The organism is Nonomuraea soli, from assembly GCF_013761175.1.
GTDB classification, from domain to species: domain Bacteria; phylum Actinomycetota; class Actinomycetes; order Streptosporangiales; family Streptosporangiaceae; genus Nonomuraea; species Nonomuraea soli.
Window position 1 is genome coordinate 251,409 of sequence record NZ_JACDUR010000005.1, and the last position, 25,846, is coordinate 277,254.

Sequence of the window (25,846 nt, forward strand, 5' to 3'; positions counted from 1 at the left end):
GGGTCATTCGGCCCAGCGGCCGTCCCTCATGATCACGCGGCCCTTCAGCTCGTTGACCTCGCGCCAGGCCATGATGCGGCCGGGCCGGATCCTGAAGTAGACGTAGGGGGTCGTCTGCTCGCGCGGGTCGAAGCCGGTCTTGACGGCGAAGGCGTCGCCGGTCGGGGCGGGGATGTCGGCTGCCGGGACGGCTTCCGCCGTACCCGTGATCATGATCACGTCGCGGGTGTGGCCCAGGCTGAGGTGGACGGTCCTTCCTCCGGCGAGGTTGCGTGCCGTACGGCTGGCGGCGTCGGTGCCGAGCAGGAGCGTCCCGTCCTCCCAGAGGAAGCTCAGGGGGATGAGGTACGGCTCGGCGCTGCCGGGGTCGGCCGTGGCCACCCAGACGTCGACGTCGTCCGTCAGGCGCTGGAGGGTGTCGTGCTTGCGCTGGTCGAGGGTTCTGGCTTCCGGCAGGGACATGGTGATGCTTCCTCCTGGTTCGATCCGCTGCTGCCCAGCATGCCGGATCACGTTGATAGATCCGCTTCACATCCGCTATGCACCTGCGGAGCTCTCAAGGCGGTCGCGTAACCTCGGGAAATATGTTGACCGTCAACGCCTACGGCGCCACCTCGGCCACCGAGCCACTCGTCCCGATGACGATCGAGCGCCGCGAGCCCGGCCCCACCGACGTGCTCATCGAGATCAAATATGCCGGCATCTGCCATTCCGACATTCACACGGTCCGCGAGGAGTGGGGTGACATCCCGTTCCCGCTGGTCCCTGGCCACGAGATCGCCGGGGTGGTGGCCGCGGTCGGCGACCGGGTGACCAGGCACCGGGTCGGAGACAGGGTCGGGGTGGGCTGCATGGTCGACTCCTGCCGTGAGTGCGCCAGCTGCCGCAAGGGCCTGGAGCAGTACTGCCTCAAGGGCGCCACGATGACCTACGGCGGCCGCGACAGGGACGGCAACGTCACCCACGGCGGCTACTCCACCCACGTCGTGGTGGACCAGGACTTCGTGCTGGGCATCCCCGAGGGCATCGGGCTCGACGAGGCGGCGCCGCTGCTGTGCGCGGGCATCACGCTCTACTCCCCGCTGCACCACTGGGGCGCGGGGCCCGGCAAGAAGGTGGCGATCGTGGGCCTGGGCGGCCTCGGCCACATGGGCGTCAAGATCGCTCACGCGATGGGCGCCGACGTGACCGTGCTGTCGCAGTCGCTCAAGAAGCGCGAGGACGGCCTGCGCCTGGGCGCCGACCACTACTACGCCACCAGCGACCCGGCGACCTTCGAGCTGCTCGCGGGCACGTTCGACCTCATCGTCAACACCGTCAGCGCCCGCGTGGACCTCAACGCCTACCTGTCGCTGCTGGCGCCCGACGGCGTCATGGTCTGCGTGGGCGCGCCGCCTGAGCCGCTCGAGGTGCAGGTGTTCTCCCTGATCTCGGCACGCAGGTCGGTGGCGGGCTCGAACATCGGCGGCATCGCCGAGACCCAGGAGATGCTCGACTTCTGCGCCGCGCACGGCTTCGGCGCCGACATCGAGACCATCCCCGCCGACAAGATCAACGAGGCGTACGAGCGGGTGCTGGCCTCGGACGTGCGCTACCGCTTCGTCATCGACGTCTCGACGCTGGTCACCAGTGGGCAGGACGGCTGAGCGAGGCGGGCAGCCGGGTGGACCCGTCGCCGCGCGCGGAGTCGAGCTGCGACTGGACGAGGAAGACGCTGCCTGTCAGGTCGGCGCCTGACAGGTCGGCTCCGCGCAGGTCGGCCCCGATGAGGTCGCAGTCACGCAGATCGGCTCCGCGCAGGTCGGCGCCGATCAGGTAGGCGCCGCGGAAGCTCGCCCCGCGAAGGCGGGCTCCGCGCAGCCGGGCACCCATGAGCATGGCGCCACGGTGGTCCTTCTTCTTGCCAGGTACGGCCGCGCGGACCCGCTCTCCCGCGGCCTGCAGGAGCGGGTTGACGCTCGCCCTCAGCTCCGCGACGTCGAGCGCCAGCAGGGCCTCGGGCGTCTCGGAGGACAACCCGGCGAGCCGGTCACGCGCGTCGCGCAGTTCGGGCGACGGGAACCGCTCCAGCGCCTCGGTGACGTAGTAGAGCAGCTCGTGCACGTCACGCACGACCGGGAAGACCTCCTGCATCTCGGGAGCCCGCACCCCGGAGAAGGTCACCTGGGAGACCTGCTGCCCGGCCCCGAAGCAGTCGTAGACCGTACAGCCGGGAAACCCGCGCGAGCGCAGCTCGCGGTGGATGCCGCAGCGGTGGTCGTCGCGCAGGTTGGGGCAGGGCGTGCCGGCCGGCTTGTCGATGGCGAAGTCGGACGACGCGGTGAAGGCCGGGACCACGCAACACAGGGCGAAGCAGCGTGAGCAGTCGGCGCGCAGGGCCGGGGACGTCATCGAGCTTCGGGTCGCCCGCGCGTCAGGGACCGGTAGAGCGGCCGCTTGATCGGGCCCACGGGCTGTTCGGGCAGCGGCGAGGTGACCGGCTGCACGAGCTCGCGCTTCAACGGCCGGTAGAGAGGGCGGTGGCTGGATCGGCTCACGGCTGGCGAGGGCTCCACTGGATCTCGTAGGACTTCAGGCTGACCTGCTTGCCATCGACAGTAGCCGACAACGGCGCGTCGGTGGTGTTGACCATGACGAGCATGCGTTCCTGAGCAAGCACCTTGACCTGGGGATCAGACACCTCGACCGGCACCACGGCGGTGCCGTTGGGGAACCACTTGGTGAATCCGCTGATCAGCCCGGCCATGGGCAGCTCGCGTCCGGTGCCCGGCTCCCAGAGGCAGCCGACGCACTCCTCGCCCTCCTTGCGCTGGGGATTCCAGTACAGGGCGGTGTCGACGCCGCTGGAGGCGAACTCCATCATGGCCGCGGCCTGCACGGCCATGCGCTTGGCGTCGTTCCATCCGGAGTTCTCCGGCTCGACGTACCACTCGGCCCACCACACCGGCAGGCCGCCGCTCTTCTGCTTGAGCCATGCGGTGATGGCGCTGAACTTGCGCACCGCGCCGAAGTCGTCGGGGGTGGCCTGGTTCTCGATGGAGGTGGACCAGGCGTCGACGACGATGAAGTCGGCGCCCTTCTTCTCGGACAGCCAGTAGGAGATGGCGTCGAGGCCGCGCTGGTCGATGCTGCCCCAGTCGCCCGACAGCTCGGCGTCGGCGTCGCGGCGCGAGGTGCTGCCGAGCGATACGTACGGCCCGCCGACCTGGATCTGCGGGTCGTGTGCCTTCAGCGCGTCGTACACCTTGTTGTACATCTCGGTGTAGGCCTCGGCGTCCCAGCGGTTGTTGGCGTCGTCCCAGAATCCCTTGAGCTCGTTCCAGACCATGAAGTGCTTGACCGTGGGGTACTGCTTGGCGATCTTCACCGCGAGCTTGGCGTAGTCGTCGAAGTGCTTGCGGTCGGGTCTGACGGTGGCGTTCTTGGCCCAGTCGGTGCGTCCTGGTTCGCCGCCCTTCATCCAGTCGGGCGCGCAGCACAGCGTGATGACCGGGATCGACTTCGACGACGACATGAACTTCAGGCGGCTGTTGAGCGTGCGCAGGTTGTACTTGCCCGGCGAGGGCTCGGGGTTGTCGGCGCCCCAGCCCATGATGTGCTGGTTCTGGATGAGCGGCTCGCGGCCGAGCAGGTGGCGTGCGGAGTCCTTGGCCTCGCCGTCCTCGTTGTCGGCGGAGTACTGCGTGTGCGTGACGCCCCACCGCGGCCAGTCCTTCACCGCGGGCGGAGCGTCGAGCGAGGGCGGCGGCTCCTGGGCGCTGGGCACCACGGCGGCCTCGCCGCGCGGCTGCTCGCGCTCGCCCGACATCACCAGGATGACCGCGATGAGCACGAGCGCGACGACGCCGGCCGCGGCGGCGATGCCCCAGCTGGGTGACCGGGCGTGACGCCCGCTCGATGGCACCACCGCGGCCTCCTGGAACGCTTCTGGAAGGGACCGCCCCAGGTTATAGGCCAATTCTTAAAGGATGCTTTACGACGCTGTGGGAGGGCGCTCTCCTCCGACCGGCCCCGGCACGCCCGCGTAGCGGTAGGGCACCGGCTGGCGCCCCGGCTGCACGACGAGCAGGGAGCCGGGCTCCACCGAGTAGAAGCCGCTCTCGACGGCGGCGGCGACGTCGTCGGCGGTGAGCAGGGGGAAGCCGGCGTCGACGAAGACCTGCTTCATGCCGGCGACCAGCGGGGTGTCGGTGAAGCCCGGGCACACGGCGCTGATGCGGATCTTCTGCGCCGCCAGCGGCTGGGCCAGGGCGCGGACCAGGCCGACGACGGCGTGCTTGGTCAGCGTGTAGATGGGGTCGCCGTCGAAGCCGACGAGGCCGGCCAGGGAGGCGGTGACCACGATCGCGCCGCCGCCCGAGCGCCGCAGCAGCGGCACGGCGGCGTTGACGCCGAAGACCACGGCGTCGACGTTGACGCCCATCACCTTGCGGTACTGCGCCAGGTCGAAGGCGGCCAGGTCGACGCCGCTGGAGATGCCCGCGTTGAGGTGGACCAGGTCGAGCCTGCCGTACTGCTCCTCGGCCAGCGCGACGGCCCGCTCGGAGGCCTCGGGGGTGCTGACGTCGGCGGCCAGGGCCACGCCGCCGACCTCCTTGGCGATGCGCTCGGCGCCCGCCTCGTCGAGGTCGGCCACGACGCAGCGTACGCCGCGTGCGGCAAGGCGCCGCGCGACGGACGCGCCGATGCCGCTGGCCGCGCCGGTGATCAGGGCAACTGTGCTCACGTCAGACCTCCTGGTCGAGCATGCGGTGGGCGCGGGCGATGAGGGTCGGTACGGCGGAGCCGATGCGGTCGAATCCCTCACCCACGGTCTTACCTTGGCGGAAGCGTGCGGCGATACCCTCCACGATGACCGCCAGCTTGAAGTTGCCGAAGGCGATGTAGAAGGGCAGGTCGGTGATATCGCGCCCGGAGGCCTTGGCGTAGTGGGCGGCGAACTCGGCGGTGTTGAGGAATCCGGGGGCGAGGGTGACGTCGCCGGCGACCGGGATGCCGGCCCGCTCGTCGTCGCCCGGGTCGTGCCAGTAGGTGAGGGTGAGTCCGAGGTCGGCCATGGGGTCGCCGAGGGTCGACATCTCCCAGTCGACGACCGCCCGGATCTCGCCCTGCCGTACCAGGGTGTTGTCCAGCCGGTAGTCGCCGTGGACCAGGGTCGCGGCGGAGTGGGCGGGCATGCGGTCGCGCAGGCGGCCGACGAGCCTGGCGAACTCGGGCACCTCGCGGTCCGCCGAGCGTTCCCACTGCTGGCACCAGCGGTCGAGCTGCCTGGCCAGGTAGCCGTCGGGCCGTCCGAAGTCCTCGAGCCCGACGGCCCGGTAGTCGACGGCGTGGATGGCCGCGAGGATCTCGGCCAGCCGCTCCGACAGCTGCCTGGTCTCCTCGGGGCCGGTCTCCAGCTCGTCACGTGAACGGACGGCGACGCCGTCGACCAGGCCCATCAGGTAGAAGGGCGCGCCGATGACCTCCTCGTCGGGGCAGAAGCCCACCGGGTCGGGCACCGGCACAGGGGTGTCCGCCAGGGCCGAGATGACCCGCCATTCGCGCCGCATGTCGTGCGCGGTGGGCAGCACGTGGCCCAGGGGTGGACGGCGCAGGACCACGTCGCGCTCGCCGGCCTCGATCCGGTAGGTCAGGTTCGACCTGCCGCCGGAGATCAGCGATGCGGACAGCGGTTCGCCAACGTCGGGCACGTGCGTGGTCATCCAGGCGACCAGGCGGGGCCAATCAATGCCGGGTACGGTCATGGAACCACATTAGAACGTCGTTCTGGAGAAAACGCCAGGCAATGTTCAGGTCCCGGACATCGGCGATCACCTAGCGTGAGCGCCATGCGTCTGACGGTAGTGCGACCACGCGAGCTGGGCGAGACGGAGATCGCCCGGTGGCGCGCCCTGCAGCAGGCCGATCCGGCGCTCGACACCCCGTTCCTGTCACCCGAGTTCACCGTCACCGTCGGTGAACTCCGCGACCAGGTCAGGGTGTCGGTGGTCGAGGACGACGGGAAGATCGTGGCGTTCTTCCCGTTCGAGCGCCACCCCCTGGGCATCGGCCGCCCGGTCGCCGCGGGCCTGACCGACGCGCAGGGCTTGGTCGGCACGATCGACGGCGACGCCCGCGCGCTGCTGAAGCTCAGCGGCCTGGGCGTCTACGAGTTCGACCACCTCGTCGCGGGCCAGCCGTTCCTGCAAGGGCGGCACGAGCTGTTCCCCTCGCCGATCATCGACCTGCGTGCCGGATACGACGCCTTCACCCGGCAGGTCGGCGCCAAGACGTACAAGTCCACCCTGGCCAAGGCCCGCAGGCTCGAACGCGACTTCGGCCAGGTGCGCCACGACTACGCGGTGCACGACCCCGAGCCGCTGCGCACCCTGCTGGCGTGGAAGACCGCGCAGTACCGCCGCACCGGGCGCAGCGACCGCTTCTCCCACCCGTGGATCGTGGAGCTCGTCGATCGGCTGGCCGCCATCGAGAGCGAGAGCTTCGCGGGCGTGCTCGACATGGTCTACGTCGACGGCGTGCCGATGGCCGGGCACTTCGGCCTGCGCACCGCCACCACGCTGGCCGGCTGGTTCCCCGCCTACGACCCGGCCTTCGCCAAGTACTCCCCCGGCCTGGTGCACCACCTGGCCATGGCCGAGCAGGCGGCCGCGCACGGCATCGAGGTGATCGACCTGGGGCGCGGCGAGAAGGAGTACAAGGACAAGCTGAAGAACGGCGAGCTGCGGGTGGCGGAGGGCAGGGTCGCCAGGCCCGGCCCCGCCTCCGCTGCGCACTGGGTGACGCGCGTGCCGCTGCGCACGGCGCGCAACACGGTCCTGGCCAACCCGTTCCTGTCGCGCGTGGCCGACAGGGCGCTGAAAACCCTGGGACGGGTGCGCACTACGGTTCATCCGTGAGTCCAGAGGAGCTGATCGCCCGCCGCACCGGTCGCCGCTGCCTGCCGCTGCCCTCCAACCGGCTCGGCCTCTACCTCGCGCTGCGCCACTGGACCAGCCCCGGCCAGCGGCTCCTCATGTCGCCGATCTCGGCCGACGAGATCCTCTTCCTGGTGCTCGCCGCCGGCCTGCTGCCGGTGATCGCGCCGCTGTCACGGCGCGACGGCAACCTCGACCTGTCCAGGACCGACCTGTCATCCGTCGACGCGGTGCTCACCACCAACCTGTACGGCCTGCCCGACCCGGTCGCCGGGCTGGCGGGCAAGGTGGTCATCGAGGACGTCGCGCACGCCCTGGAGACGACGGTCGGCGGCCGCCCGCTGGGCACCTTCGGCCAGGCCGGGGTGTTCAGCCTCTCCAAGCACGCGGGCGCCGGGTCGGGCGGCGTGCTGGCGGTGGAGTCTGGGGCGGACCTCAAGGCGCTGGAGCGGGCCCGCGACAGGCTCCTGCTGCCCGGCGCGTTCGCCGCCGACCTGGCGGCCGTGGGCGCCTCGATCGCGCGCCATGCGGTGACCACGCTGGAGCTGGTACGGCCGGCCCTGCGGCTGGTACGGGCGCTCGGGCTGGTGGAGCCGCGGCAGGGCTACCGCATCCCGCTGCGCGAGCGCGAGCTGAAGTCGGCCCTGGCGGCCGGGAGCGCCCTCCGCGGCCGGGCATCGCAGGGCTCGTCCCTGACCGACCCGCCGGACGATCGCCTGGCCGATCCGCTGGCCGCCCTGGATTCGTGGATCCGCGCCGACCTGCACCACTACCGGTCGCGGTACGGCCGCCTGTCCCGCCGCTACCAGGCGCACCGCCTCGGCCGCGTCCCCAGGGACCGCGCGGCCAGGCTGGCCGGGATCGCGATGCTGGCCGAGCTGCCGAGCGTGGCGCCCGCCGTGCTGGACAACCTCGACCAGCCGCTCTTCCGTGTCCCGCTCCTGGTGAGCGAGCGCGACCCGGCCATCGCCGAGCTGGAGCGGCACGGCGTGGCGACCGGCTACCTGTACGACCCGCCCTTCGACGACTACGCCGCCGCCTTCACCGAGGCCTCGCCGTATCCCGGCGACGCCCGGTGGTGGGCGCGGCACGTGCTGCCGGTCAACCCGCTGCGCGCCCACCGGGCCTGGGAGGTGCTGAAGGGGCTGAGCCCTGCCCCGTCGCCAGCTCGGTGATCAGCTCGGCCACGATCCTGCAGCCGCGCCGTACGTCGGCCAGCGACGCCGAGCCGTACCCGATCACCAGGCCGTGCACCCGTGCGGGCCCGAGGTGGTAACGCTCGCGGCCGACCGCGTCGAGGCTCACGCCGCGCTCGGCGGCGGCCGCAACCACGCGAGGCACCAGGCGGGCGGGCAGCTCGGCGAGCACGTGCAGCCCGGCCGTGTCGCCGCGCAGGGAGCAGACCGGGCCGAGCAGCTCGACGACGGCCGCCCGCCGCCGCGCGTACTCCAGCCGCATTCGCCGCAGGTGGCGCTCCAGGTCGCCGCGCTCCAGCAGGTTGACCACGGCCTGCTGGACCGGGCCGCTGGTGCGGTCGGAGACCTCCTCGCGCTTGACGGCGATGGCGTCGACGAGTTCCTCCGACCCGACCAGCCAGCCGACGCCGATGTCGGGCGCGAGCGTCTTGGAGAGCGTGCCCAGCAGCACCACGCGCGAGGGGTCGAGTCCGTACAGGGCGGGCAGCGGCGCCACGTCGTAGCGGAACTCGGCGTCGTAGTCGTCCTCGACGATCATCGCTCCGGTCCTGCGCGCCCAGGCCAGCAGCCGCTCCCTGCGCGGAATCGGCAGCCTGCCGCCCAGGGGGTACTGGTGGGCGGGCGTGGTGTAGAGCACGTCGAGGTCGTCGGGCAGTGCCTCGACGATCACCCCGTCCTCGTCGACCGGACAGGGCACCACCTCGGCGCCGCGCGCCTTGAAGACGTTGCGCGCCACCCGGTAGCCCGGCTCCTCCACGCCCGCGCGGGTTCCGTGGCCCAGCAGGGCCAGCGCCACCAGGTCGAGCCCGTTGCCGGTGCCGCGGGTGACCAGGATGTTCTCGGGCCCCGCGGGAACCGCGCGGGCGCGGCGCAGGTGCGCGGCGAGCAGGTCTCTGAGGTAGGGCAGGCCGTGCGGGTCGGGGTCGTTGCCCGGCGGCAGGTCGGCCGCCTTGCGCCAGGCACGTTTCCACGCGGCGATGTCGTAGTCGTGCACCCAGGGCTCGCCGGGGGTGAGGTTGATCCTGGGCTTCTCCTGCGGCCTGGCGGCGACCTGCCCGGGAACGGGCCGCGCGGGCTCGGGCGGCGCCTCCAGGTCGGCCACGAACGTGCCCGACCCGTGGCGCCCGTCGAGCCAGCCCTCCGCGTACAGCTGCTGGTAGGCCTCGGTCACGACCGTACGGCTGACGCCGAGCTGGTCGGCCAGCCCCCGGCTCGACGGCAGCCGCTCACCCGCCGCCAGCGTGCCGTTGAGCATCGCCGAGCGCAGCCAGTCGCTCAGCTGCGTGGTGAGCGGGACCTCCGACTCCCTGGTCAACGAGACGGGAAGATCGACGATGGCGCGCAAGTGGCTCCTAGGAATGCCGTGTTAGTGGCCATGTTCTACCAGTCCACTATCTCACTAGGGTCCTGAACATGCTCAGCGCCACCCCTCGAACCCGGCTCGGCCGCTCCAAGGAGCGTGCCTCCCACGACCGCGACGACCTCCACGAGATCCTCGACAGCGGCCTGATCTGCCACCTGGGCGTGGTGCGCGACGGCTATCCGATGGTCGTCCCGACCGGCTACGGCCGCATCGGCGACACCCTCTACCTGCACGGCTCCACCGGCGCCCGCTCGCTGCGGCTGGGCGACGGCACCCAGGTCTGCGTGACCGTCACCCACCTCGACGCCATCGTCTACTCCCGCTCGGTCTTCGACCACTCCGTCAACTACCGCTCGGCGATGATCTACGGCGTGGCCCGCCTGGTGACCGACGAGGACGAGCGGCTGGCCGGGCTGAAGGCGCTCACCGAGCAGCTGGCTCCCGGGCAGTGGGACTACGCCAGGCCTCCCAGCCGCAAGGAGATGGCGGCGACCGCCGTCCTGGCCCTGTCGCTGGAGGAGTCGTCGGTCAAGATCCGCACCGGGATGCCGAAGGACGAGGAGGAGGACTATGCCCTTCCGGTATGGGCCGGGGTACTTCCGCTGGTGACGTCATGGGGGCGGCCCACGACCGATCCGCTGGTTCTGGACGGGGTGGACATACCCATTCACATCGCTTCAAGAAAGTGAAAACCTGAGCGGGAGATCACGCGTCTCATCGGGTGGGCCATTCCTGATGAGGAGAGCGCCATGGACTGGACGGCGCCTGGATATACGGAGATCAAACCGCTCGGCGCGGGCGGTAGCGGCAGGGTGGTCCTCGCCGTGCACAACGAGACCGGCGTGCGCGTCGCGATCAAGTATCTCTCCGACGAATTACGGCGCGACCCCGTGGCGGTGGGGCGTTTCCAGTCGGAGGCCCGCCTCCTGACCACGCTGCAGGACCAGCACATCGCCCGGTTGTGGGAGTACGTGCAGGACTCGGGTGGCGCCGCCATCGTGATGGAGCTGGTCAACGGGGTGTCACTGCGCGCCCTGTTACGCGAGCACGGCGCCACCACGCCCGAGTCCGCCCTCGTGGTCCTCAAGGGCTCACTGCTGGGCCTGTCGCGGGCCCACCAGTCCGGCGTCGTGCACCGCGACTACAAGCCGGAGAACGTCATCGTCCGCGACGACGGCGTGAGCAAGCTCGTCGACTTCGGCATCGCCGTACGTCAGGGCACCACCATGCGGGCCGAGGGCACCCCGCCCTACATGGCGCCCGAGATGTGGTCGGGAGAGACCGCCTCCCCCGCCACCGACGTCTACGCGGCCACCGCGGTCTTCTTCGAGTGCCTCACCGGGCACCGGCCCTACCGCTCCACCGAGCCCAGCGTCCTGGGCTACCAGCACCTGCACGCGCCCATCCCCCTGCAGGACCTGCCCGCCGGACTGCACGCCCTGGTCAGGCGGGGCCTGGCCAAGGACCCGACCGACCGGCCGCCCGGCGCGCTGACCTTCGTCCGCGAACTGGAGGCGGCGGCCCTGGCCGCCTACGGCGAGGAGTGGGAGGAGCGCGGACGCCGTCGTCTGGCCGCGCTCGTCGCGCTCCTGCCGCTGCTGATGCCGCAGCCGCCCGCCGCCGTCGCGCCGGTGCAGACGGGCACGACGCTCTTCCGCACGGTGCTGCGCGGCATGCGGCACAACGCCGTCAAGCTCGCGGCCGGGGTCACCACCGTGCTGGTGGCCGGCGGGGTCGCCTGGGTCGCCCTCGCCTCCCGCGACCAGCCGCCCGTCAAGCCGGTGGACGTCGTGGTGGCGGGACCCACCTCGCCCTCGCCCGTCCAGCAGGCGGGCACGCCCTCGCAGATCGACCCGCCCGAGGTGACCACCACGCCGGTGGAGGCGCTCTCGCCCGATCCCACCCCGACCGTGTCGTCCGCCGTGACGCCCGAGGTACAGGTCACCCCGTCGGCCGGGACGACGCCCACCGCCGAGCCGCCGACCGTGAAACCGACGGTCAAGCCCACGGTGAAACCCACCGTGAAGCCGACGGTGAAGCCGACCGTCACGACCAAGCCCACGGTCAAGCCCACCGTGAAGCCCACGGTGAAACCGACCGTGAAGCCCACCGTGACGTCCAAGCCCACGGTCACCCCCACGCCCACCGTCACGCCGAAGACCGAGGTCGCGGCGCTGGCCGTCGCCGGGCTGCGCGTCGGCGGGAACGGCACCGCCACCGCCACCGTCCGGGTCAGGACCACCGGCCTGGCACCGATCCCCGTCACCGCCCGCTTCGCCGTCGGCGGCGAGGTCGTCAGGACCCAGACCGTACGGCTGCGCGGCGCCACCACCTACAGCCGTTCACTCTCCCGCGACCTGGGCGACCATCCCTGCGGCAAGCGGGTCACCCTGACCGTCGCCGCCCCGGGGTTCACCCGCAGCACCAGCGTCGACGTGCCCAAGTGCCCCACCAGGGTCACGGGCCTGCGGGCCGCCGTCCAGATCAGCCCGAGCGGTTCGGTCATCGGCCGGATCGACGTGCAGGCCACCGGCACCGAGGCCGTCGAGCTGGACGCCGAGATCCTCCTCGGCGGCGAGCGGGTCAACGGCGGCACCACCACGCTGAGCGGCCGGACGACCTACGAGCGCACGGTACGGCACGCCTTCCGCCAGCGCCCCTGCGGATCCACCGTCACCCTCGTCGCCCGCGCCGGAGGACGGCGCGCCACCGACTCCGTCGAGGTGACCTGTCCCGCGGCCGTGCGGAGCATCACGCTGAGCAACGCCGACCTGAACGCCGACGGCCTGTTCAGCGCCGCCGTCTCCGTCGTGACGGCCAACACCCAGCCGGTGACCCTCACGGTCGCCTACCGGATCGGCGAGTCGACGGTCGGCACCGAGACCTTCGAACTGTCGGGCGACACGACCTACACCCGCAAGCTCGGCTTCGCGCAACGCGACGTCAAGTGCGGGACCACCTGGTCCATCGTCGCCTCGACCCGCCCCGCCTCGGCCGACGGCCCGGCCAGCGCCTCGGGCAGGACGGGCGGCTGCATCGACTGACCTGGGCGGATGACAGGTGTCACACGCACAGGTGACATCGCCACGCCGCTCCCTGCGGTTTCGGCCCTACTGACGCTCTTTCGCGTGCGTGAAGGTGGATCCATCGATACCCCCTCCTCGTACCGAAGGAGCTCGGCATGACGAAGAACCGCACCCGCTGGAGCTGGCTGAAGGACCGCTGGCCGACCGCCCTGGCCCTGGGCATGGAGGCCCTGACCTTCGGAGGGGCGGCGAGCGACGGCGGCGTGACCACCTTCGCCCACATCCTGCCCCTGCTCCCGCTGCTCTACCTGGTGATGGCCAAGGTGAGGCGCCGCTCGCTCACCTGGCCCGCCCTGTTCGCCGGCTTCGCCCTCGTGTTCGGCCTGCGGGCGCTCGACGTGATCCCGCCGTCGGCGGTGTTCGCCGCGATCGCCCTGATCGTGTTCGTCTGGTCGGGCATCGACGGGCAACTGCGCCGCGACGGCGCCTTCCAGGCGCAGGCGGTCGGCATGCTCGTGTTCGGCGGGCTGGCCCTGGCCGGGCTGATCGTCGACCCCGACCTGAGCCGCTACCTGGTGGCCGCGGGCTGGTTCTTCCACGGGGTCTGGGACTTCGTGCACCTGAAGCTGGACAAGGTCGTGGCCCGCTCGTTCGCCGAGTGGTGCGGCGTCGTGGACGTCCTGATCGCGGTCCAGCTGGTCTTCATGCTGTAACCGCGATTTGCGTCACAGGTAGGCAGATTGGACGACATATGACCGCCAGATGCACTACCGTACGGTCCGTCTGTTGTGGGTGGGGGCCCAGGTGACCTTGAGGAGACCGTGATGTACGGCATTCCCGACGGGCAGTGGGAGGTCCCCGGCTACACCACAGTCAGGGAACTGGGTGCCGGCGCCTCGGGGCGGGTGGTGCTGGCCACGGCCGACCATGACGGGTCGGAAGTGGCGATCAAGTACCTGTCCGAGGAACTACGGGCGGACGTCGGGTTCGTCGCCCGCTTCCGCCATGAGGCGAGGCTGCTGACCACGGTCCGCAGCCCGTACAACGCCAGGTTCATCGACTACGTCGAGAGCGGCCACGGCGCGGCGATCGTGATGGAACTCGTCGACGGCGTCCCGCTGCGCGACATCCTGAGCTCGGAGGGCCCCACCGGGCCCGAGGCGGCGCTGGCCGTACTGAAGGGCTCGCTGCAGGGCCTCGCGGCGGCGCACGCCGTCGGGGTCGTGCACCGCGACTACAAGCCCGAGAACGTGGTCGTCCAGGCCGACGGCACGAGCAAGCTGGTCGACTTCGGCATCGCCGTACGGGCCGGCGCCGGCGCGAGCGCGGCGGGCACGCCGTCGTACATGGCGCCCGAGCAGTGGTCGGGCGCCTCCGCCGCCCCCGCCACCGACGTGTACGCGGCGACCGCGGTGTTCTTCGAGTGCCTGACCGGCACCCGCCCCTACCGGGCCGCCAACATCGCCGCGCTCGCGCACATGCACCACAGCGCCCCGCCGCCCATCGAGCACGTGCCGGAGGCCCTGCAGGGCCTGGTCGAGCGGGGGCTGGCCAAGAACTCCACCGACCGGCCGCCGTCGGCTGAGGCGTTCCTGACCGAGCTCGAGGCCGTGGCCGCCGGAGCGTACGGCGAGCGATGGGAGGAGCGCGGCAGGCGGCGCCTGGCGGGCCTGGCCGGGCTGCTGCCGCTGCTGTTCCCGAGCGGCATCCAGGAAGCCCCCATCGAGACGGGCACGTCGCTGGCGCACTCCCGGGTGGGAGAGTCGGCGACCAAGCGCGTGATGACCGAGAGCCGCTCGCTGATCGGCAAGCTGGGCGTGAAGGTGGCCGTCGGCGTGGTGGCCACCGGGGTCGTGGTGGGCGCGATCGCGATCGTGCTGACCGGGCAGGAGGACCCGCCGAAGATCCAGACGCAGGCGGCGCAGGGCTCGCCCTCGCCGTTGACGCCCGCCGCGATCGAGCCGGTGGAGACTCCGACGGAGGAACCGACCGAGGAGCCGACCGCGGAACCGACGGAGACGGCCGAACCCAGCCAGGAGCCCTCCCAGCAGCCGAGCGGGCAGCCGACCGTGGCGCCGCCGTCGGCGACGCCGAGCGCCTCGCCCTCGGTCAAGCCGCCGAAGCCGAGCACGAGCCCGACCGCCAAGCCGAGCGCCAGCGCGACCGACGATCCGCCCGGCAAGCAGCCGGAGTATTCGGGAGGCACCAAGTCGCCGGCCCCCAAGCCGCCCACACCGACGACGAGGCCGCCCGCGCCGACCTCCGAGCCGCAGCCGACCAGGACCACCTCGCGGCCGACGACGCCGCCCACGACGCCGACGCCGAGCGAGACCGGCGAACCGGAACCGACCAGGACCTCCACCAACGAGCCGACCATCGATTCGCCGGGAGTCACCAGCACGCCCACGGGGGAACCGACTCCGCCGCGCAAGGAGGGAGTCGCCGGGGCATTGCTGGGTCTGGGTCTGGTGACGTCAGGGACCATGTCGGTCACACTTGCCGTGAAGGGCCGGCACCGGAGAAAGCGCTAGATCATTGGGGGAATCGGCGATGAACGCCAGGAGTGGAATCGCCGGCTTCCAGCTCACCGAGCGGACCCGGGTGACCGAGTTGGGCACCTGGGTGGACGCTGTGGGACCGGATGGCCATCGGGGCGGGGCGCTGCGATTCGATCCCGCGGTGATGGGCCTGCCCGGCGTGCGCGATCGGGTGGTGGCGACGGTGCTCGCCGACCGGCAGCTGGCGCAGGCGGGCATCGGGGGGCTGGTGCCGGTGGACGACGTGGTCGCGGCGGGCGAGGAGGTCTGGCTGCTGACGCGCCAGCCCACCACGCCGTCGCTGGCCGATCTGATCAGCAGGCACGGGCTGGATCCCGCCTCGGCGGCGGCGGTGCTCGTGGAGACGGCGCAGATCCTGTTGGGCCTGCACGCGTCGGGGCTGGCGCATGGGTCGGTGCATCCGGGCACCGTCGTGATCGCGGCCGACGGCGGCACGCTGTTGTCGGAGCGCGGGCTGGCCGACGCGGTGCGCGGGCAGTACCCGTCTCCGCAGCGGGACGTGACCGCGTGGGCGTCGCTGGCCAGGGGGCTGGCGGCCATGTGGGGCGGCTCGCATCCGCGGGCGACCGAGCTGTTCGAACGCGCCGCGGCGACGGCGACGACGCGCGGGCTCGCCGCGGCGCGTGACGCGCTGCTGGCCGGGCGCGACGCCCTGGGCCAGATCACCCGTGACCGGCTGTCGGAGGCCGCCCGCACCTGGTCGGCGCCTCCTGTGGCGCCGATGGGCCGCGCGGGCGTGCAGGACGAGGGCGAGATCGTCACGCTGCTCCACGTGCCCGGCGCGGCCCAGCAGTTCGGGCCGGGGGTGCCCACCGAGCACGCCGAGCAGCGCAGCACGGTGGAGCAGATCTGGCAGGACGGCAGGAACAGGCAGCCGCCGCCGCGCAAGAAGAAGCGGCCGGTCAGGACCATCGTCGCGGCGGTCCTGTTCGCGGTGATCGTCGGTGGCGCGATCCTCGTCTGGACGATGGGCGGCAAGCTCGTCGGCTCCTCGACGCCGATCGCGGTCAGCAAGGTGGACGTGATCGTCCCCAAGAAGGCGCAGCGCTGCACCGAGCCGGTGAAGGTTCAGGGCAAGCTGTCCACCAACGGCAAGGCGGGCACGGTCGTCTACGAGTGGGAGCAGAGCGACTCGGGCCAGCGCATCCGCAAGACGCAGGCGATCTCCGAGGGCGCCACGTCGTGGACGGTCACGTTGTTGTGGACCATCGACGGCAGCGGCAAGGGCAAGCTCACGGCGACGCTCAGGATCATCTCGCCGGTGCCGGAGGGCAAGCGGGTGGAGGACAAGGCGACCTTCTCCTTCAACTGCTGAGGCGTAAATCGGGCAGAAGCAACTCGCGCGAAAAAACGCCCACTTATACGCTGACCACCATGACGTCGCAAACCCCCGCAGGTTGGTACCCCGACCCCTACGGATCTCCCCTACTCCGCTGGTGGGACGGCAACCAGTGGACCGACGCCACGCACCCGCTGGAACAGCCCGCGGCGGGTGCGGCGCAACAGCCCTCCGGCCCGCAGCAGCACCAGCAGCCGCAGCACCAGCCGCAGCCGCAGTCCGGCGGGCCGTACGAGAGCGTCAACCCGGCCAACCCCACCCAGCAGTACGGCCAGCCGATGTACGGGCAGAACCAGTACGGCCCGTACGGCCAGGGCGGCAGCCAGCCGAACTGGGGCACCGCCCAGCTGCCCCAGCCGTCCTTCGGCGGCCAGCAGCCGCCCAAGCGCAGCGTGCTGCCCTGGGTCCTGGGCGGGGTGGCGGCGCTGCTGCTCGTCGGCCTGATCGCCACGGTCGCGATCTTCCTGGTGAACAGGGAGGAGCCGAGCCGGGCGCTTCCGGAGCCGCAGCGCACCGAGGAGCCTCAGCCCCAGCCCACCGAGGAGCCGTCCGCGCAGCCGACCGATCCTCCTCAGCAGGGCGCGGTGGAACTCCCGGAGCCGGCCGACGGCCGCATCACCGACACCCGGACGGGCCTGTCGTACGAGGTGCCGGAAGGCTGGCAGGTGCCCGCGGCCGACGAGGTCAACGGCAGCGACCCGCGCATGCAGAGCTGGACGAGCGCGGTCCAGGCCATATCGCAGGAGAAGTACGACGGCGAGAGCGACTGGGTGGGCAACATCTACACCGGGACGCTCAACCAGCTCTACCCCTACTCCGGGGCCGACAGCCTGAAGGGCACCGCGGCCACGGTCTTCGTCGACTTCTCGCGCTTCTACAGCAGCGTGAAGAATACCCACAAGATCCTCAAGAACGAGTCGATGAAGGTCGGCGACCGCGAGGCGTGGCTGGTGGAGTTCGAGTTCGACTTCACCGAGGAGTCGGAGGCCAAGGGCTACAAGTGGAAGAAGGAGCACGGCGCGCTGGTCCTCGTCGACAAGCCCGGCTCCGAGCCCAGCCTGGTCTACATCTCCGTGCCCGACAATCTCGGCACCGACGTGGTCGCCAAGGTTCTGAGTTCACTCAAGACCTCCTAAGCGCGTAGGGGGTGCGCTGCGTTACCGACCCCCTACGCTTGTCCTTAAAGCAAGGAGAACCAATGAGTGACTTCCTGGTCTGGATCGACTGCGAGATGACCGGGCTGGATCTCGGCCGCGACGCCCTCATCGAAGTGGCGTGCGTCGTCACCGACAGCGAGCTCAACCAGCTCGACGCCGGCGTCGACGTGATCATCAAGCCCCCGGCCGAGTCCCTCGAGCAGATGTCGCAGGTGGTGCGCGAGATGCACACGGCCTCCGGCCTGCTGCCCGAGCTGGGAGAGGGTGTGACGTTGGCCGAGGCGGAGTCGCTCGTCCTCGACTACATCCGCGGCCACGTGGGCGAGCCGAAGAAGGCGCCGCTGTGCGGCAACTCGATCGGCACCGACCGCACCTTCCTGGCGCGCGACATGCCCGCGGTCGACGCGTTCCTGCACTACCGCATGATCGACGTCTCCTCCATCAAGGAGCTGGTGCGCCGCTGGTACCCACGGGTGTACTTCGCCGCTCCGGAGAAGCAGGGCGGTCACCGCGCCCTGGCCGACATCACCGAGAGCGTGCGGGAGCTGCGTTACTACCGCGCCGCGGTCTTCGTGGAGCAGCCGGGTCCCGACTCGGCGACCGCCCGCGCGCTGGCCGAGGGGGTCACGAACGGGTCCGGCACGACAGGCGCGCGGTAATCGGGTGGCGTAAAGACTCCCGAACCCCGCTACACTTTTCCTGTGCCGCCAACGCGCGGCGCACATGGTGGGCGTAGCTCAGTTGGCAGAGCGCCAGGTTGTGGTCCTGGATGTCGGGGGTTCAAGTCCCCTCGCTCACCCTCTCGAGGGCCCGGTCGCTTCGGCGGCCGGGCCCTTTCGCGTCTGCCCCCTACGTTTTCTCCGTAACGTCCCAAAATCATGACAATGCGAGTTATGCTCGCTTAGGCCGGAAGAAGCGGGGGCATCGGCATAGAACCGCCATCGCCGCCCCGGAGGCCGGATGAGAGTCGACGACGCAGCGTACGAGCACGTGACCCTGTCCTTAAGCAAGCGTGAGGCAGAGGTCATGGAGCTGATCGCCCTCGGGCAGTCCAACGGTCAGATCGCCGAAAGGTTGTTTCTGAGCGAGAAGACTGTCAAGAACCACGTCAACCGCATCTACTCCAAACTCGGCGTCGACTCCCGGATCACGGCCATAGATCTGTGGAAGCGCCGGGTGGGAGACCGCTAGGACAACACCCGCTCGAAGGCCGCCAGGCCCGCCTCCAGATCCTCTTCCGAGATGTTGAGCGCGGGCCGCAGGCGGACCGAGCGTTCGCCGCAGGGCAGGACCACCACTCCCTCGTCCTCGCGCAGCCGGACGACCACGCCGTCGCGCGTTGAGGGGTCGGGCAGGTCGAAGGCGCACATGAGGCCGCGCCCCCTGGCGTTGGAGACGGTCGCGGGATGCTCGGCCTGGAGTTTGGCCAGGCGTTCCAGGACCCGCTGGCCGAGGGTCAGTGCCCGCGGGATCAGCCCGTCGCGCTCCACGATCTCCAGCAGCGCCTGCGAACGCACCATGTCGACCAGGCCGCCGCCCCAGGTGGAGTTGATGCGGCCGCTGACGGTGAAGACGTTGTCGGGCACCAGGTCGACCCTGCGCCCGGCCATGATGCCGCCGACCTGGACCTTCTTGGCGAAGGCCACGATGTCGGGGGAAAGGCCGAGCTGCTGGTAGGCCCACGGGGTTCCGGTCGCGCCGCCGCCGGTCTGCACCTCGTCGAGGACGAAGAGCGCGTCGAACTCGTGGCACAGCGCCTGCATGGCCTGCAGGAACTGGGGGCGCATGTGGTTGTCGCCCCCCTCGCCCTGGATGGGCTCGGCGATGAAGCAGGCGATGTCGTGGGGGTGACGCTCGAAGGCGGACCTGGCCTGCGCCAGCGCTTCGGCCTCGCGCCGCTCGACGTCGCCGAAGTGGGTGGCGGGCACCGGGATGCGGGGCCAGTCGAACTTCGGGAACCGGTCGGTCTTGCCGGGGTCGGTGTTGGTCAGCGACAGGGTGTAGCCGCTGCGTCCGTGGAAGGCGCGGGTCAGGTGCATGACGCGCGTGCCCAGGGCGGGCGAGCGGCCGGCCGCCTCGTTGCGGCGGCTCTTCCAGTCGAAGGCGGTCTTGAGCGCGTTCTCGACCGCCAGGGCCCCGCCCTCGACGAAGAACAGGTGGGGCAGGTCGGGGTCGCCCAGCACGCGGGTGAAGGTGTCGACGAAGTCGGCCAGCTGCACCGTGTACATGTCGGGGTTGGCCGGTTTGTTGGCCGCGACCCCGGCCAGGCGGCCGGGGTCGATGGGAGGGTTCACGCCCAGCGGAGCGGAGGCGAAGAACGTGTAGAAGTCCAGGTATCTCCGGCCTGTTCGGGCGTCAACGAGCCAGGAGCCCTGGCTGCGTTCGAGATCGAGGACGAGCCGATAGCCATCGACGAGCAGGTGCCGGGAGAGCCTCTCCAGTACGTCCATGCCCGCGTACATTCCCCGTCAGGACGGGTATCTACCCGAAAACTTTGCGCTATCTACGCGCTACTGCGCGAGGTTCTTCACCTTGAAGGAGAGAACGACCAGAGCGATGCCGTAGATCAGCGAGAACAGGCCGAGCAGCCACACGAGCGAGAGCGCGCCCGACAGCGGCCAGATCACCAGCAGGATGCCGAACAGCAGCGTGAGCGCGCCGCTGACGATGAACATCCACTCGTTCGTGATGACCTTGCGCATCCTGATACCGGCCACGATGCCGGTGACCCCGGTGAAGATGGCCCAGAAGGCGACGATGTACAGCAGGGTGAGCCCCGCCAGGCCGGGCCTGATGAAGGCGACGATTCCGGCGATGACGCCGACGATGCCGATGAAGATCAGCCACCCTCGGTTGTAGGTATCGCCGCTGAAGCCCCGATACAGCGCGAAGGCGCCTTCGACGAGGGCGAAGGCACCGAAGACGAAGATCAGCGCGAGGAGGGCATTCTCCGTCCAAATTAGCGCGATAAGTCCGAAAATGATGCCAAAGATGCCCCTAATGAGCACCAGCCACCAGACGCTCGACAATTGCTCCATAGCGGCTGACTGCCCCACCGCGCCTCTCGGCAAGGTCAAGACCTGGCGATGGTTGACTCCAGTCCGCGCAGGAACCGGTCGGCGATGGGAACCGCGACCTTCGCGCCGGAGCCGCCGTGCCGTACGAACACGCAGAAGGCCACGTCGTTGCGATAACCGATGAACCAGGCGTGGTCGCCGCCGCCGTAGCTCTCGGCCGTGCCGGTCTTGCCCGCCGTATTCTCCGGAAGCCCGCCCTCGCTGGCGGTCCCGCCGATGACGACGGTCAGCATCATCTCCCGCAGCTGCGCCACGATGCCCGGGTCCAGCGCGACCGGCTCGGGCGCCCGGCCGTCGATGCGCTCCACCTCCTTGAGCGGCAGCAGCCGCGGCGGCCGCCAGGTGCCGCTCTCCACGGCCGCGGCGACGGCCGCCATGCACAGCGGGGTCGCCTCGACCGAACCCTGGCCGATGAGGGCCAGCATGAGCTGGTCGGAGTTGGCCGGCTCGTTCATGCGCCCGCACGCGCCGCCGTTGCCCGTGGGCAGGCCGTTGCCGGTGAAGCCCCACTCCTGGGCGGTGGTGAGCAGCGCGGTCTCCGGGAGACGCGTGGTGCCCAGCTGGACGAACGTGGTGTTGCACGAGTGGGCGAAGGCCTGGCCGAAGGTGAGCGCTCCCCTGTCGATGTCGCCGGCGTTGCGGACCTGGCTGTGGTAGGGGATCTGGTAGAAGGCCGGGCAGTCGACCGGGGTGTCGGCGGTGAGGCCCGACTTGAGCAGTGCCGCCGCGCTGATGACCTTGAACGTCGAGCCGGGCGGGAAGTAGTCGCGGAAGGCGTTGGCCTCCTCCAGCCGGTCGGCGACCCCCAGAACCGCGCCGGTGCTCGACTGCACGGCCACGATCGCCGCGTCGTTCACGCCGTCGAGGGCCCGCGCGGCCGCGGCCTGCACCTGCCGCGAGATGGTCGTGGTCACCTTGGGCTGCTTGGGCGGGATCTCCTTGATCTTCTTGCCGTTGGCCATCAGCGCCCAGCCCTGGCTGTGGCCCTCGAAGTTGCTCCTGAGCCCGTCGAGGTAGGTGTCGTTGTAACCCTTGCGCGGCATCGTCTCGCCCTCCGCGGTGACGAGTTCCACCCCCTCGACCTCGATCGGGAGCACCTCCAGGACGCCGCCCTCCTTCAGCAGCGGGTGCAGGGTCTCGGGCGTCCACACCACCTTCCACTGCCCGTCGCGTACGGCAAGGCGCAGGATGCTCTCGTACGGCCAGTCGCCGAACTCCTTCAGCCTCATCGTGGCGGAGAAGGGCGCCTCGGCCGTCTGCGGACCGGTGGAGCGCGGCAGGGAGGGGTCGAGCACGATCTCCTCCAGGTGCAGCGATTCGGCCAGGGTCAGGTGCCTGAGCGTGAAATCCTGCGGCGGATGGTCGACCAGCCGCTTCATGGCCGTCACGTCGCGCTCGGCCCACGCGCGGAAGTAGGCCGTCGCGGTCTGCCCGGCGCTGCCGAGCACGCCCGGGCTGCCCGCCATGGCGATCGCGAAGGCGCTCGCGCAGACGACGGCCAGGATCGCGATCCCGAGCGCGATCAACCTGCGGCGTCGCATACGGTTTCTCCATGAAGAGGGGACTTCGTGAGCCGATGCCAGGTACGTACCAGACGACCTTCGGCGAGGTCGAGCTGCTGCGGGATCTGGACCGGCAGGACGGATGGGTGTTGTCCAAGGAAGGCGTACCCCAGTCCTATATAGACCTTCAAGACCCCACATATCTGGATTTTGAGTATGTGAGGCTTATGGCCGATGTCATAGACCTCCTCGACGAAGGTCCCCTCAACTGCGTGCACGTCGGCGGCGGCGCCTGCACGATCCCCCGCTACGTCGCCGCCACCCGGCCGGGCTCTCGCCACATCGTGATCGAGCCCGACGGCCTGCTCGTCAACCTGATCCGCGAGCAGCTCGACCTGAAGGCGGTGCCGAAGCTCAAGGTACGCGTCGCCGGGGGCAGGGAGGGCACGCAGGGGCTCTGGGACGGCTCGGCCGACCTGTTCGTGCTCGACGCCTTCACGGGAGCCACCATGCCCGTGGAGCTGGCCACCGCGGAGTACATGGCCGACATCGCCCGGGTGCTCAAGCCCACCGGCACCCTGCTGATCAACCTCGCCGACGGCAAGGGGCTCGCCTTCGCCCGGCGGCTGACCGCGACCGTGCGCGAGCGCTTCGGGCACGTCGCCCTGATGGCCGAGCCCGGGATCCTGCGCGGGCGTCGCTTCGGCAACCTGATCCTGGCCGCCTCGCCGTACCGGCTGCCGGTCGACCTGCTGACGCGGGCGGCGGCGGGCGGCCTCACGCAGGCCAGGTGCATGTACGGCGAGACGCTGACGAAGTTCGTGGCCGGCGCCCCGCCGATCAAGGACGGCGACCCGGTCCTGGCGCCGGTGCCGCCACCCGCCGTGTTCGGCTGAGCCCTGGCTCAGCCTCCCTGGGTGTAGATGGTCTTCCAGCGCGAGCACGAGCCGGTCGGCCTTGTCGCGGTGCCACGGCAGACCTGCACCCTGATCTGCAGGACGGCGCCGTAGTCCTTGCGGAAGGTGCCGACGCCCGGCTTGCAGTAGTAGAAGCCGTGGGACTTCCACTTGCCGTTGGTGGCGCTCTGGGCCTTCAGCACCGCCCACGCGCAGCCCTTGCCGCGGGTGTCGGCGACGTTGCCGTAGACGACGAAGCCGTGCTGGCTGATGGCGACCTCGCCCCAGGCGCTGGCCTTGGCGTCGGCCGAGTGGAGCTTGCGCCACTTCCAGATGGCCGGATCGGCGTGGGCGGGGGCCGCCGCGAGCAACGGCAGGGCGACGGCGGCGGCGAGCGCGAGCATGCGCATGGGGAACACTCCGGTGAAAGGTCGATCGGGACCCTCCATGGATAACGATCCGCTCTTGTGGACGGCTTGCAAGCGTCTCTAGCTCCACTCCCAGCGGATGCCGTGCACGCCGGGCTCGACGGCCACGCCGGCGATGTGCGCCGTGTTCCAGCCGCCCAGCCGCAGCTCGCTCACCTCGTCGGGGGCACGGCGCACGTTGGCCTGCCGTACGCTCGTCACCCTGGCGGGCGGCGCGGCGCGGTCGAACTGCACGGTCAGCAGGTAGGAGTGCGCAGGGAAGCGGAACCAGCGTTCGTAGTAGTGGGCCGGCGGCCCCGGAGGGTCGAAGCGCACCTCGTACTCCACCACGTACGTCTCGCCGGCCGACAGCGGGCGGTCGAAGAGCAGCTCGACCACGGCGATGCCCTTCTCGGCGTCGGTGCGGGTGCGTCCGGCACGGCAGCAGGAGGCGGTGATCTCGTCGGGCAGGCGGCCGCGCTCGTTGTGGTAGACGGCCACGTGCCGGTCCACGCCGTCCGACCTGGCCTGGAAGACCGCCCGCGTGCGCACGGAGCGCTCGTCGCGGTCGGGGCCGAGGGTGACGTGATCGTGGTAGCTGAGAGTGTCGAGCTGGCCGTCGCGCTCGTGCCTGACCTCGGAGAGCAGGCGCTGGATGCTGCCGCCGACCAGGCACAGATCCTGGTACGGCAGGGCGCCGCCGAGCCGGCGCCCGCGCGGTTTGGGCGGGCCGAGCCTGGCCACGAGGCTGTCGCCCGGCAGCGCCAGGATCTCCTCCAGCGCGTGCACCGCCCGCAGCGAGTGGGAGCGTTCCGGACGGCATTTGCCTCGCTGCCAGTTCGACAGGCTGGCCAGGCTGACGTCGATCCCGCGCTGCCTGAGCCGGGCGTGGAGGCGCTCCAGGCTCAGGCCGCGGGCGTCGATGGCGGCTTTCAACAGCTGGTCGAAGGTCTGTTGCATCGCGGGGCTCCTGGGCCACAGGAGTGAACTGCCCCGAATTTACAACGACCTTGACAGGGCGTCTAGAAGGTCATTCTCCAGGCGTCGATGTAACCGGAATGGTTGCTGTCGACATCGGTGGCGCGCAGCTTCCACACCCCGTTGGCCGGGGAGGCGCTCGCGTCCCTGACGTAGGTCTCGTGGATGATCGTGCCGTTGTCGGAGGGGGCGGGCGAGCGCAGCAGGTAGACGCGCCCGTCGGGGGCGATCAGGTCCAGTCGCAGGTCACCGCGCCAGCCGTGGTGCACGTCGGCGTAGATCTCCAGCGTCGCCGGGGCGTTGCCCGAGACGCCGCTGACCGTGATCGGCGACTCGGCGCTGCCCAGGTCGGCGACGGGGTGATCGGCGTCGTTGGCGAACTGCCTGCCGTTCTCCGGTCCGTAGTTGTGGAACCAGCCGCCCACGTATCGGCAGTCGTTGCCTCGGCAGCCGCCGCCGTCGTAGGCCTGTCCGCCCTCGAACCAGCGCCAGCCGCCGATGACCTTGTCCTGCACCGGCGTCCACGAGCTGCCGCTCTTGAGCGCGAAGTGCACGTGGTTGCTGCCCGCCGAGCCGCCGCACGGGATCCTGGTGCTGGTGCGGCCCAGATAGGCGCCCATCGCGACGCGCTCGCCGTTAGGGCGGATCTCGTCGAGCAGGTGGTAGTACTCCGTGGTCCAGCCGTTGTCGTGGATGACGCGGATGTGACCGCCGTTGGAGCACATCCAGTAGGCCCGGCCCGACTGCGCGGCCAGCACGTCGCGGTTGGTGGCGCGGCTGTCGAGGTCCAGCGAGCTCCACGGCCGCGGCTGGCCCGACCAGCCGTGCGGCCCGCCGATCAGCCGCCAGGAGGCCCCCACCGCGTACGGCAGGGCCAGCCCGGTGTCGACCTGCTGCACCGCGTGCCTGGCGTTGCTGGAGAAGGTCTGCTTCTCGCCCTTGCTCACCACCTGCTCGGGGGCCGCCGCGGCGAGGTCGGCGAACGGCGTGCCGCCGTCGAGCGCGACCTGCCAGGCCCCGCCGTCGTCCAGGCGCGCCAGGAACAGCGCCGCCTCGGGGTAGGCGCCCTCCCGCCTGGGTGCCTTGATGACGGTGGAGCCGAAGGCCCAGCCGTCGGCCTGGCGCTGCACGTTGACCTCCACGCCCGCGCCGGCGTCGGCCAGCGAGGAGCCCAGGGCACGGCTCTGCCCGGTCATCGCGGCGGCCACCGCCTCCTGGAGGGTGGGAGCGACCGCCGTGGCTGTGGTGCCGGCTGTGGTGGCCGCGAGGAGGAGCGCTGCGATGGTCGCGCGTAGGAATCGGTTCATGGCCGGAGGGTGTCCCGGCGGTCACGGCGCTTCAAGCGACCGTGACCGGCGCCGGGGCCCCAACGCTGAAATTTCCGTTCCGGCCGGTGAACATGGCCCTGGTCTGCGGCTTCACCAGGGCGA

General features: G+C 70.7%; 24 protein-coding genes and 1 tRNA gene. 13 read left to right on the top strand and 12 right to left on the bottom strand.

The window, feature by feature from the left end:
- Positions 1-3: 3 nt before the first annotated feature.
- Entirely contained in the window at positions 4-462 is a 459-nt protein-coding gene (locus HNR30_RS24750; RefSeq protein WP_181612423.1) for a pyridoxamine 5'-phosphate oxidase family protein, read from the bottom strand.
- Between the two features lie 122 nt (positions 463-584).
- On the opposite strand from HNR30_RS24750, the gene HNR30_RS24755 reads away from it, so the two are divergent.
- Entirely contained in the window at positions 585-1,646 is a 1,062-nt protein-coding gene (locus HNR30_RS24755; RefSeq protein ID WP_181612424.1) for an NAD(P)-dependent alcohol dehydrogenase, read from the top strand.
- On the opposite strand, the gene HNR30_RS24760 is transcribed toward HNR30_RS24755, so the two are convergent.
- The 4 genes from HNR30_RS24760 to HNR30_RS24775 all read right to left on the bottom strand — a co-directional run bounded on the left by HNR30_RS24760 (position 1,624) and on the right by HNR30_RS24775 (position 5,747).
- Positions 1,624-2,391, bottom strand: coding sequence for a pentapeptide repeat-containing protein (locus tag HNR30_RS24760; protein ID WP_181612425.1), 768 nt, complete (start codon positions 2,389-2,391; stop codon positions 1,624-1,626). The two genes, HNR30_RS24755 and HNR30_RS24760, sit on opposite strands and share 23 nt — an antisense overlap.
- Before the next feature lie 142 nt (positions 2,392-2,533).
- The gene (locus HNR30_RS24765) at positions 2,534-3,907 is read right to left on the bottom strand and encodes a xylan 1,4-beta-xylosidase (protein WP_312894616.1); all 1,374 of its coding nucleotides are present in this window, start codon (positions 3,905-3,907) and stop codon (positions 2,534-2,536) included.
- A 66-nt stretch (positions 3,908-3,973) separates the two neighbouring features.
- Positions 3,974-4,726: an SDR family oxidoreductase gene (locus tag HNR30_RS24770; RefSeq protein ID WP_181612426.1), complete on the bottom strand. Its 753-nt coding sequence runs from the start codon at positions 4,724-4,726 to the stop codon at positions 3,974-3,976.
- 1 nt (position 4,727) lies between these two features.
- A complete protein-coding gene (locus tag HNR30_RS24775; protein WP_181612427.1) occupies positions 4,728-5,747 on the bottom strand; it encodes a phosphotransferase family protein in 1,020 nt (339 codons plus the stop codon).
- Positions 5,748-5,831: 84 nt separating this feature from the next.
- Between HNR30_RS24775 and HNR30_RS24780 the strand changes: the two genes are divergently transcribed.
- Together HNR30_RS24780 and HNR30_RS24785 are read left to right on the top strand one after the other, a co-directional pair.
- Positions 5,832-6,899, top strand: coding sequence for a GNAT family N-acetyltransferase (locus HNR30_RS24780; protein WP_181612428.1), 1,068 nt, complete (start codon positions 5,832-5,834; stop codon positions 6,897-6,899).
- Positions 6,896-8,092 (top strand): DegT/DnrJ/EryC1/StrS family aminotransferase, encoded by a 1,197-nt coding sequence (locus HNR30_RS24785; protein ID WP_220133973.1) that lies wholly within the window; start codon positions 6,896-6,898, stop codon positions 8,090-8,092. Before HNR30_RS24780 ends, HNR30_RS24785 begins: the two co-directional genes overlap by 4 nt.
- On the opposite strand, the gene pdxR is transcribed toward HNR30_RS24785, so the two are convergent.
- Positions 8,019-9,458, bottom strand: a complete 1,440-nt coding sequence (gene pdxR / locus HNR30_RS24790; protein WP_181612429.1) for a MocR-like pyridoxine biosynthesis transcription factor PdxR — start codon at positions 9,456-9,458, stop codon at positions 8,019-8,021. The genes HNR30_RS24785 and pdxR overlap by 74 nt on opposite strands.
- 68 nt (positions 9,459-9,526) lie before the next feature.
- Here pdxR and HNR30_RS24795 point away from each other — a divergent pair, with 68 nt between their 5' ends.
- The 9 genes from HNR30_RS24795 to HNR30_RS24835 all read left to right on the top strand — a co-directional run bounded on the left by HNR30_RS24795 (position 9,527) and on the right by HNR30_RS24835 (position 18,747).
- Positions 9,527-10,165 carry a pyridoxamine 5'-phosphate oxidase family protein gene (locus HNR30_RS24795; protein WP_181612430.1) on the top strand — a complete coding sequence of 213 codons (639 nt, stop codon included), beginning with the start codon at positions 9,527-9,529 and terminating at the stop codon, positions 10,163-10,165.
- A gap of 60 nt (positions 10,166-10,225) precedes the next feature.
- Entirely contained in the window at positions 10,226-12,520 is a 2,295-nt protein-coding gene (locus HNR30_RS24800; RefSeq protein WP_181612431.1) for a protein kinase domain-containing protein, read from the top strand.
- 137 nt (positions 12,521-12,657) lie between these two features.
- The gene (locus tag HNR30_RS24805; RefSeq protein ID WP_181612432.1) at positions 12,658-13,215 is read left to right on the top strand and encodes a hypothetical protein; all 558 of its coding nucleotides are present in this window, start codon (positions 12,658-12,660) and stop codon (positions 13,213-13,215) included.
- A 111-nt stretch (positions 13,216-13,326) separates the two neighbouring features.
- Entirely contained in the window at positions 13,327-15,033 is a 1,707-nt protein-coding gene (locus HNR30_RS24810; protein WP_181612433.1) for a serine/threonine-protein kinase, read from the top strand.
- A gap of 19 nt (positions 15,034-15,052) precedes the next feature.
- On the top strand, positions 15,053-16,375 hold the full coding sequence (locus HNR30_RS24815) for a protein kinase family protein (protein ID WP_181612434.1): 1,323 nt from the start codon (positions 15,053-15,055) through the stop codon (positions 16,373-16,375).
- A gap of 59 nt (positions 16,376-16,434) precedes the next feature.
- Complete coding sequence (locus HNR30_RS24820) at positions 16,435-17,535, top strand: DUF2510 domain-containing protein (protein ID WP_181612435.1); 1,101 nt, start codon at positions 16,435-16,437, stop codon at positions 17,533-17,535.
- Positions 17,536-17,597: 62 nt separating this feature from the next.
- Positions 17,598-18,215 (top strand): oligoribonuclease, encoded by a 618-nt coding sequence (gene orn / locus HNR30_RS24825; RefSeq protein WP_181612436.1) that lies wholly within the window; start codon positions 17,598-17,600, stop codon positions 18,213-18,215.
- A 67-nt stretch (positions 18,216-18,282) separates the two neighbouring features.
- A tRNA-His gene (locus tag HNR30_RS24830) sits at positions 18,283-18,355 on the top strand.
- A 161-nt stretch (positions 18,356-18,516) separates the two neighbouring features.
- Positions 18,517-18,747, top strand: coding sequence for a helix-turn-helix domain-containing protein (locus tag HNR30_RS24835; protein ID WP_181612437.1), 231 nt, complete (start codon positions 18,517-18,519; stop codon positions 18,745-18,747).
- Here HNR30_RS24835 and lat read toward each other — a convergent pair.
- From lat to HNR30_RS24850, 3 genes are read right to left on the bottom strand one after another with little or no spacing between them, the layout of a single operon-like run.
- Complete coding sequence (gene lat / locus HNR30_RS24840; protein WP_181612438.1) at positions 18,744-20,006, bottom strand: L-lysine 6-transaminase; 1,263 nt, start codon at positions 20,004-20,006, stop codon at positions 18,744-18,746. The genes HNR30_RS24835 and lat overlap by 4 nt on opposite strands.
- A gap of 60 nt (positions 20,007-20,066) precedes the next feature.
- Positions 20,067-20,612 (bottom strand): HdeD family acid-resistance protein, encoded by a 546-nt coding sequence (locus tag HNR30_RS24845; RefSeq protein ID WP_312894617.1) that lies wholly within the window; start codon positions 20,610-20,612, stop codon positions 20,067-20,069.
- A 17-nt stretch (positions 20,613-20,629) separates the two neighbouring features.
- Positions 20,630-22,174, bottom strand: a complete 1,545-nt coding sequence (locus HNR30_RS24850; protein ID WP_181612439.1) for a penicillin-binding transpeptidase domain-containing protein — start codon at positions 22,172-22,174, stop codon at positions 20,630-20,632.
- Between the two features lie 35 nt (positions 22,175-22,209).
- On the opposite strand from HNR30_RS24850, the gene HNR30_RS24855 reads away from it, so the two are divergent.
- Positions 22,210-23,031 (top strand): spermidine synthase, encoded by an 822-nt coding sequence (locus HNR30_RS24855; RefSeq protein ID WP_181613036.1) that lies wholly within the window; start codon positions 22,210-22,212, stop codon positions 23,029-23,031.
- 8 nt (positions 23,032-23,039) lie between these two features.
- On the opposite strand, the gene HNR30_RS24860 is transcribed toward HNR30_RS24855, so the two are convergent.
- From HNR30_RS24860 to HNR30_RS24870, 3 genes are all read right to left on the bottom strand, one after another.
- Positions 23,040-23,441, bottom strand: a complete 402-nt coding sequence (locus HNR30_RS24860) for a hypothetical protein (RefSeq protein ID WP_181612440.1) — start codon at positions 23,439-23,441, stop codon at positions 23,040-23,042.
- A 78-nt stretch (positions 23,442-23,519) separates the two neighbouring features.
- Positions 23,520-24,398 (bottom strand): hypothetical protein, encoded by an 879-nt coding sequence (locus HNR30_RS24865; protein ID WP_181612441.1) that lies wholly within the window; start codon positions 24,396-24,398, stop codon positions 23,520-23,522.
- Between the two features lie 62 nt (positions 24,399-24,460).
- Positions 24,461-25,723 carry a proprotein convertase P-domain-containing protein gene (locus HNR30_RS24870; RefSeq protein WP_181612442.1) on the bottom strand — a complete coding sequence of 421 codons (1,263 nt, stop codon included), beginning with the start codon at positions 25,721-25,723 and terminating at the stop codon, positions 24,461-24,463.
- Between the last annotated feature and the right edge of the window lie 123 nt (positions 25,724-25,846).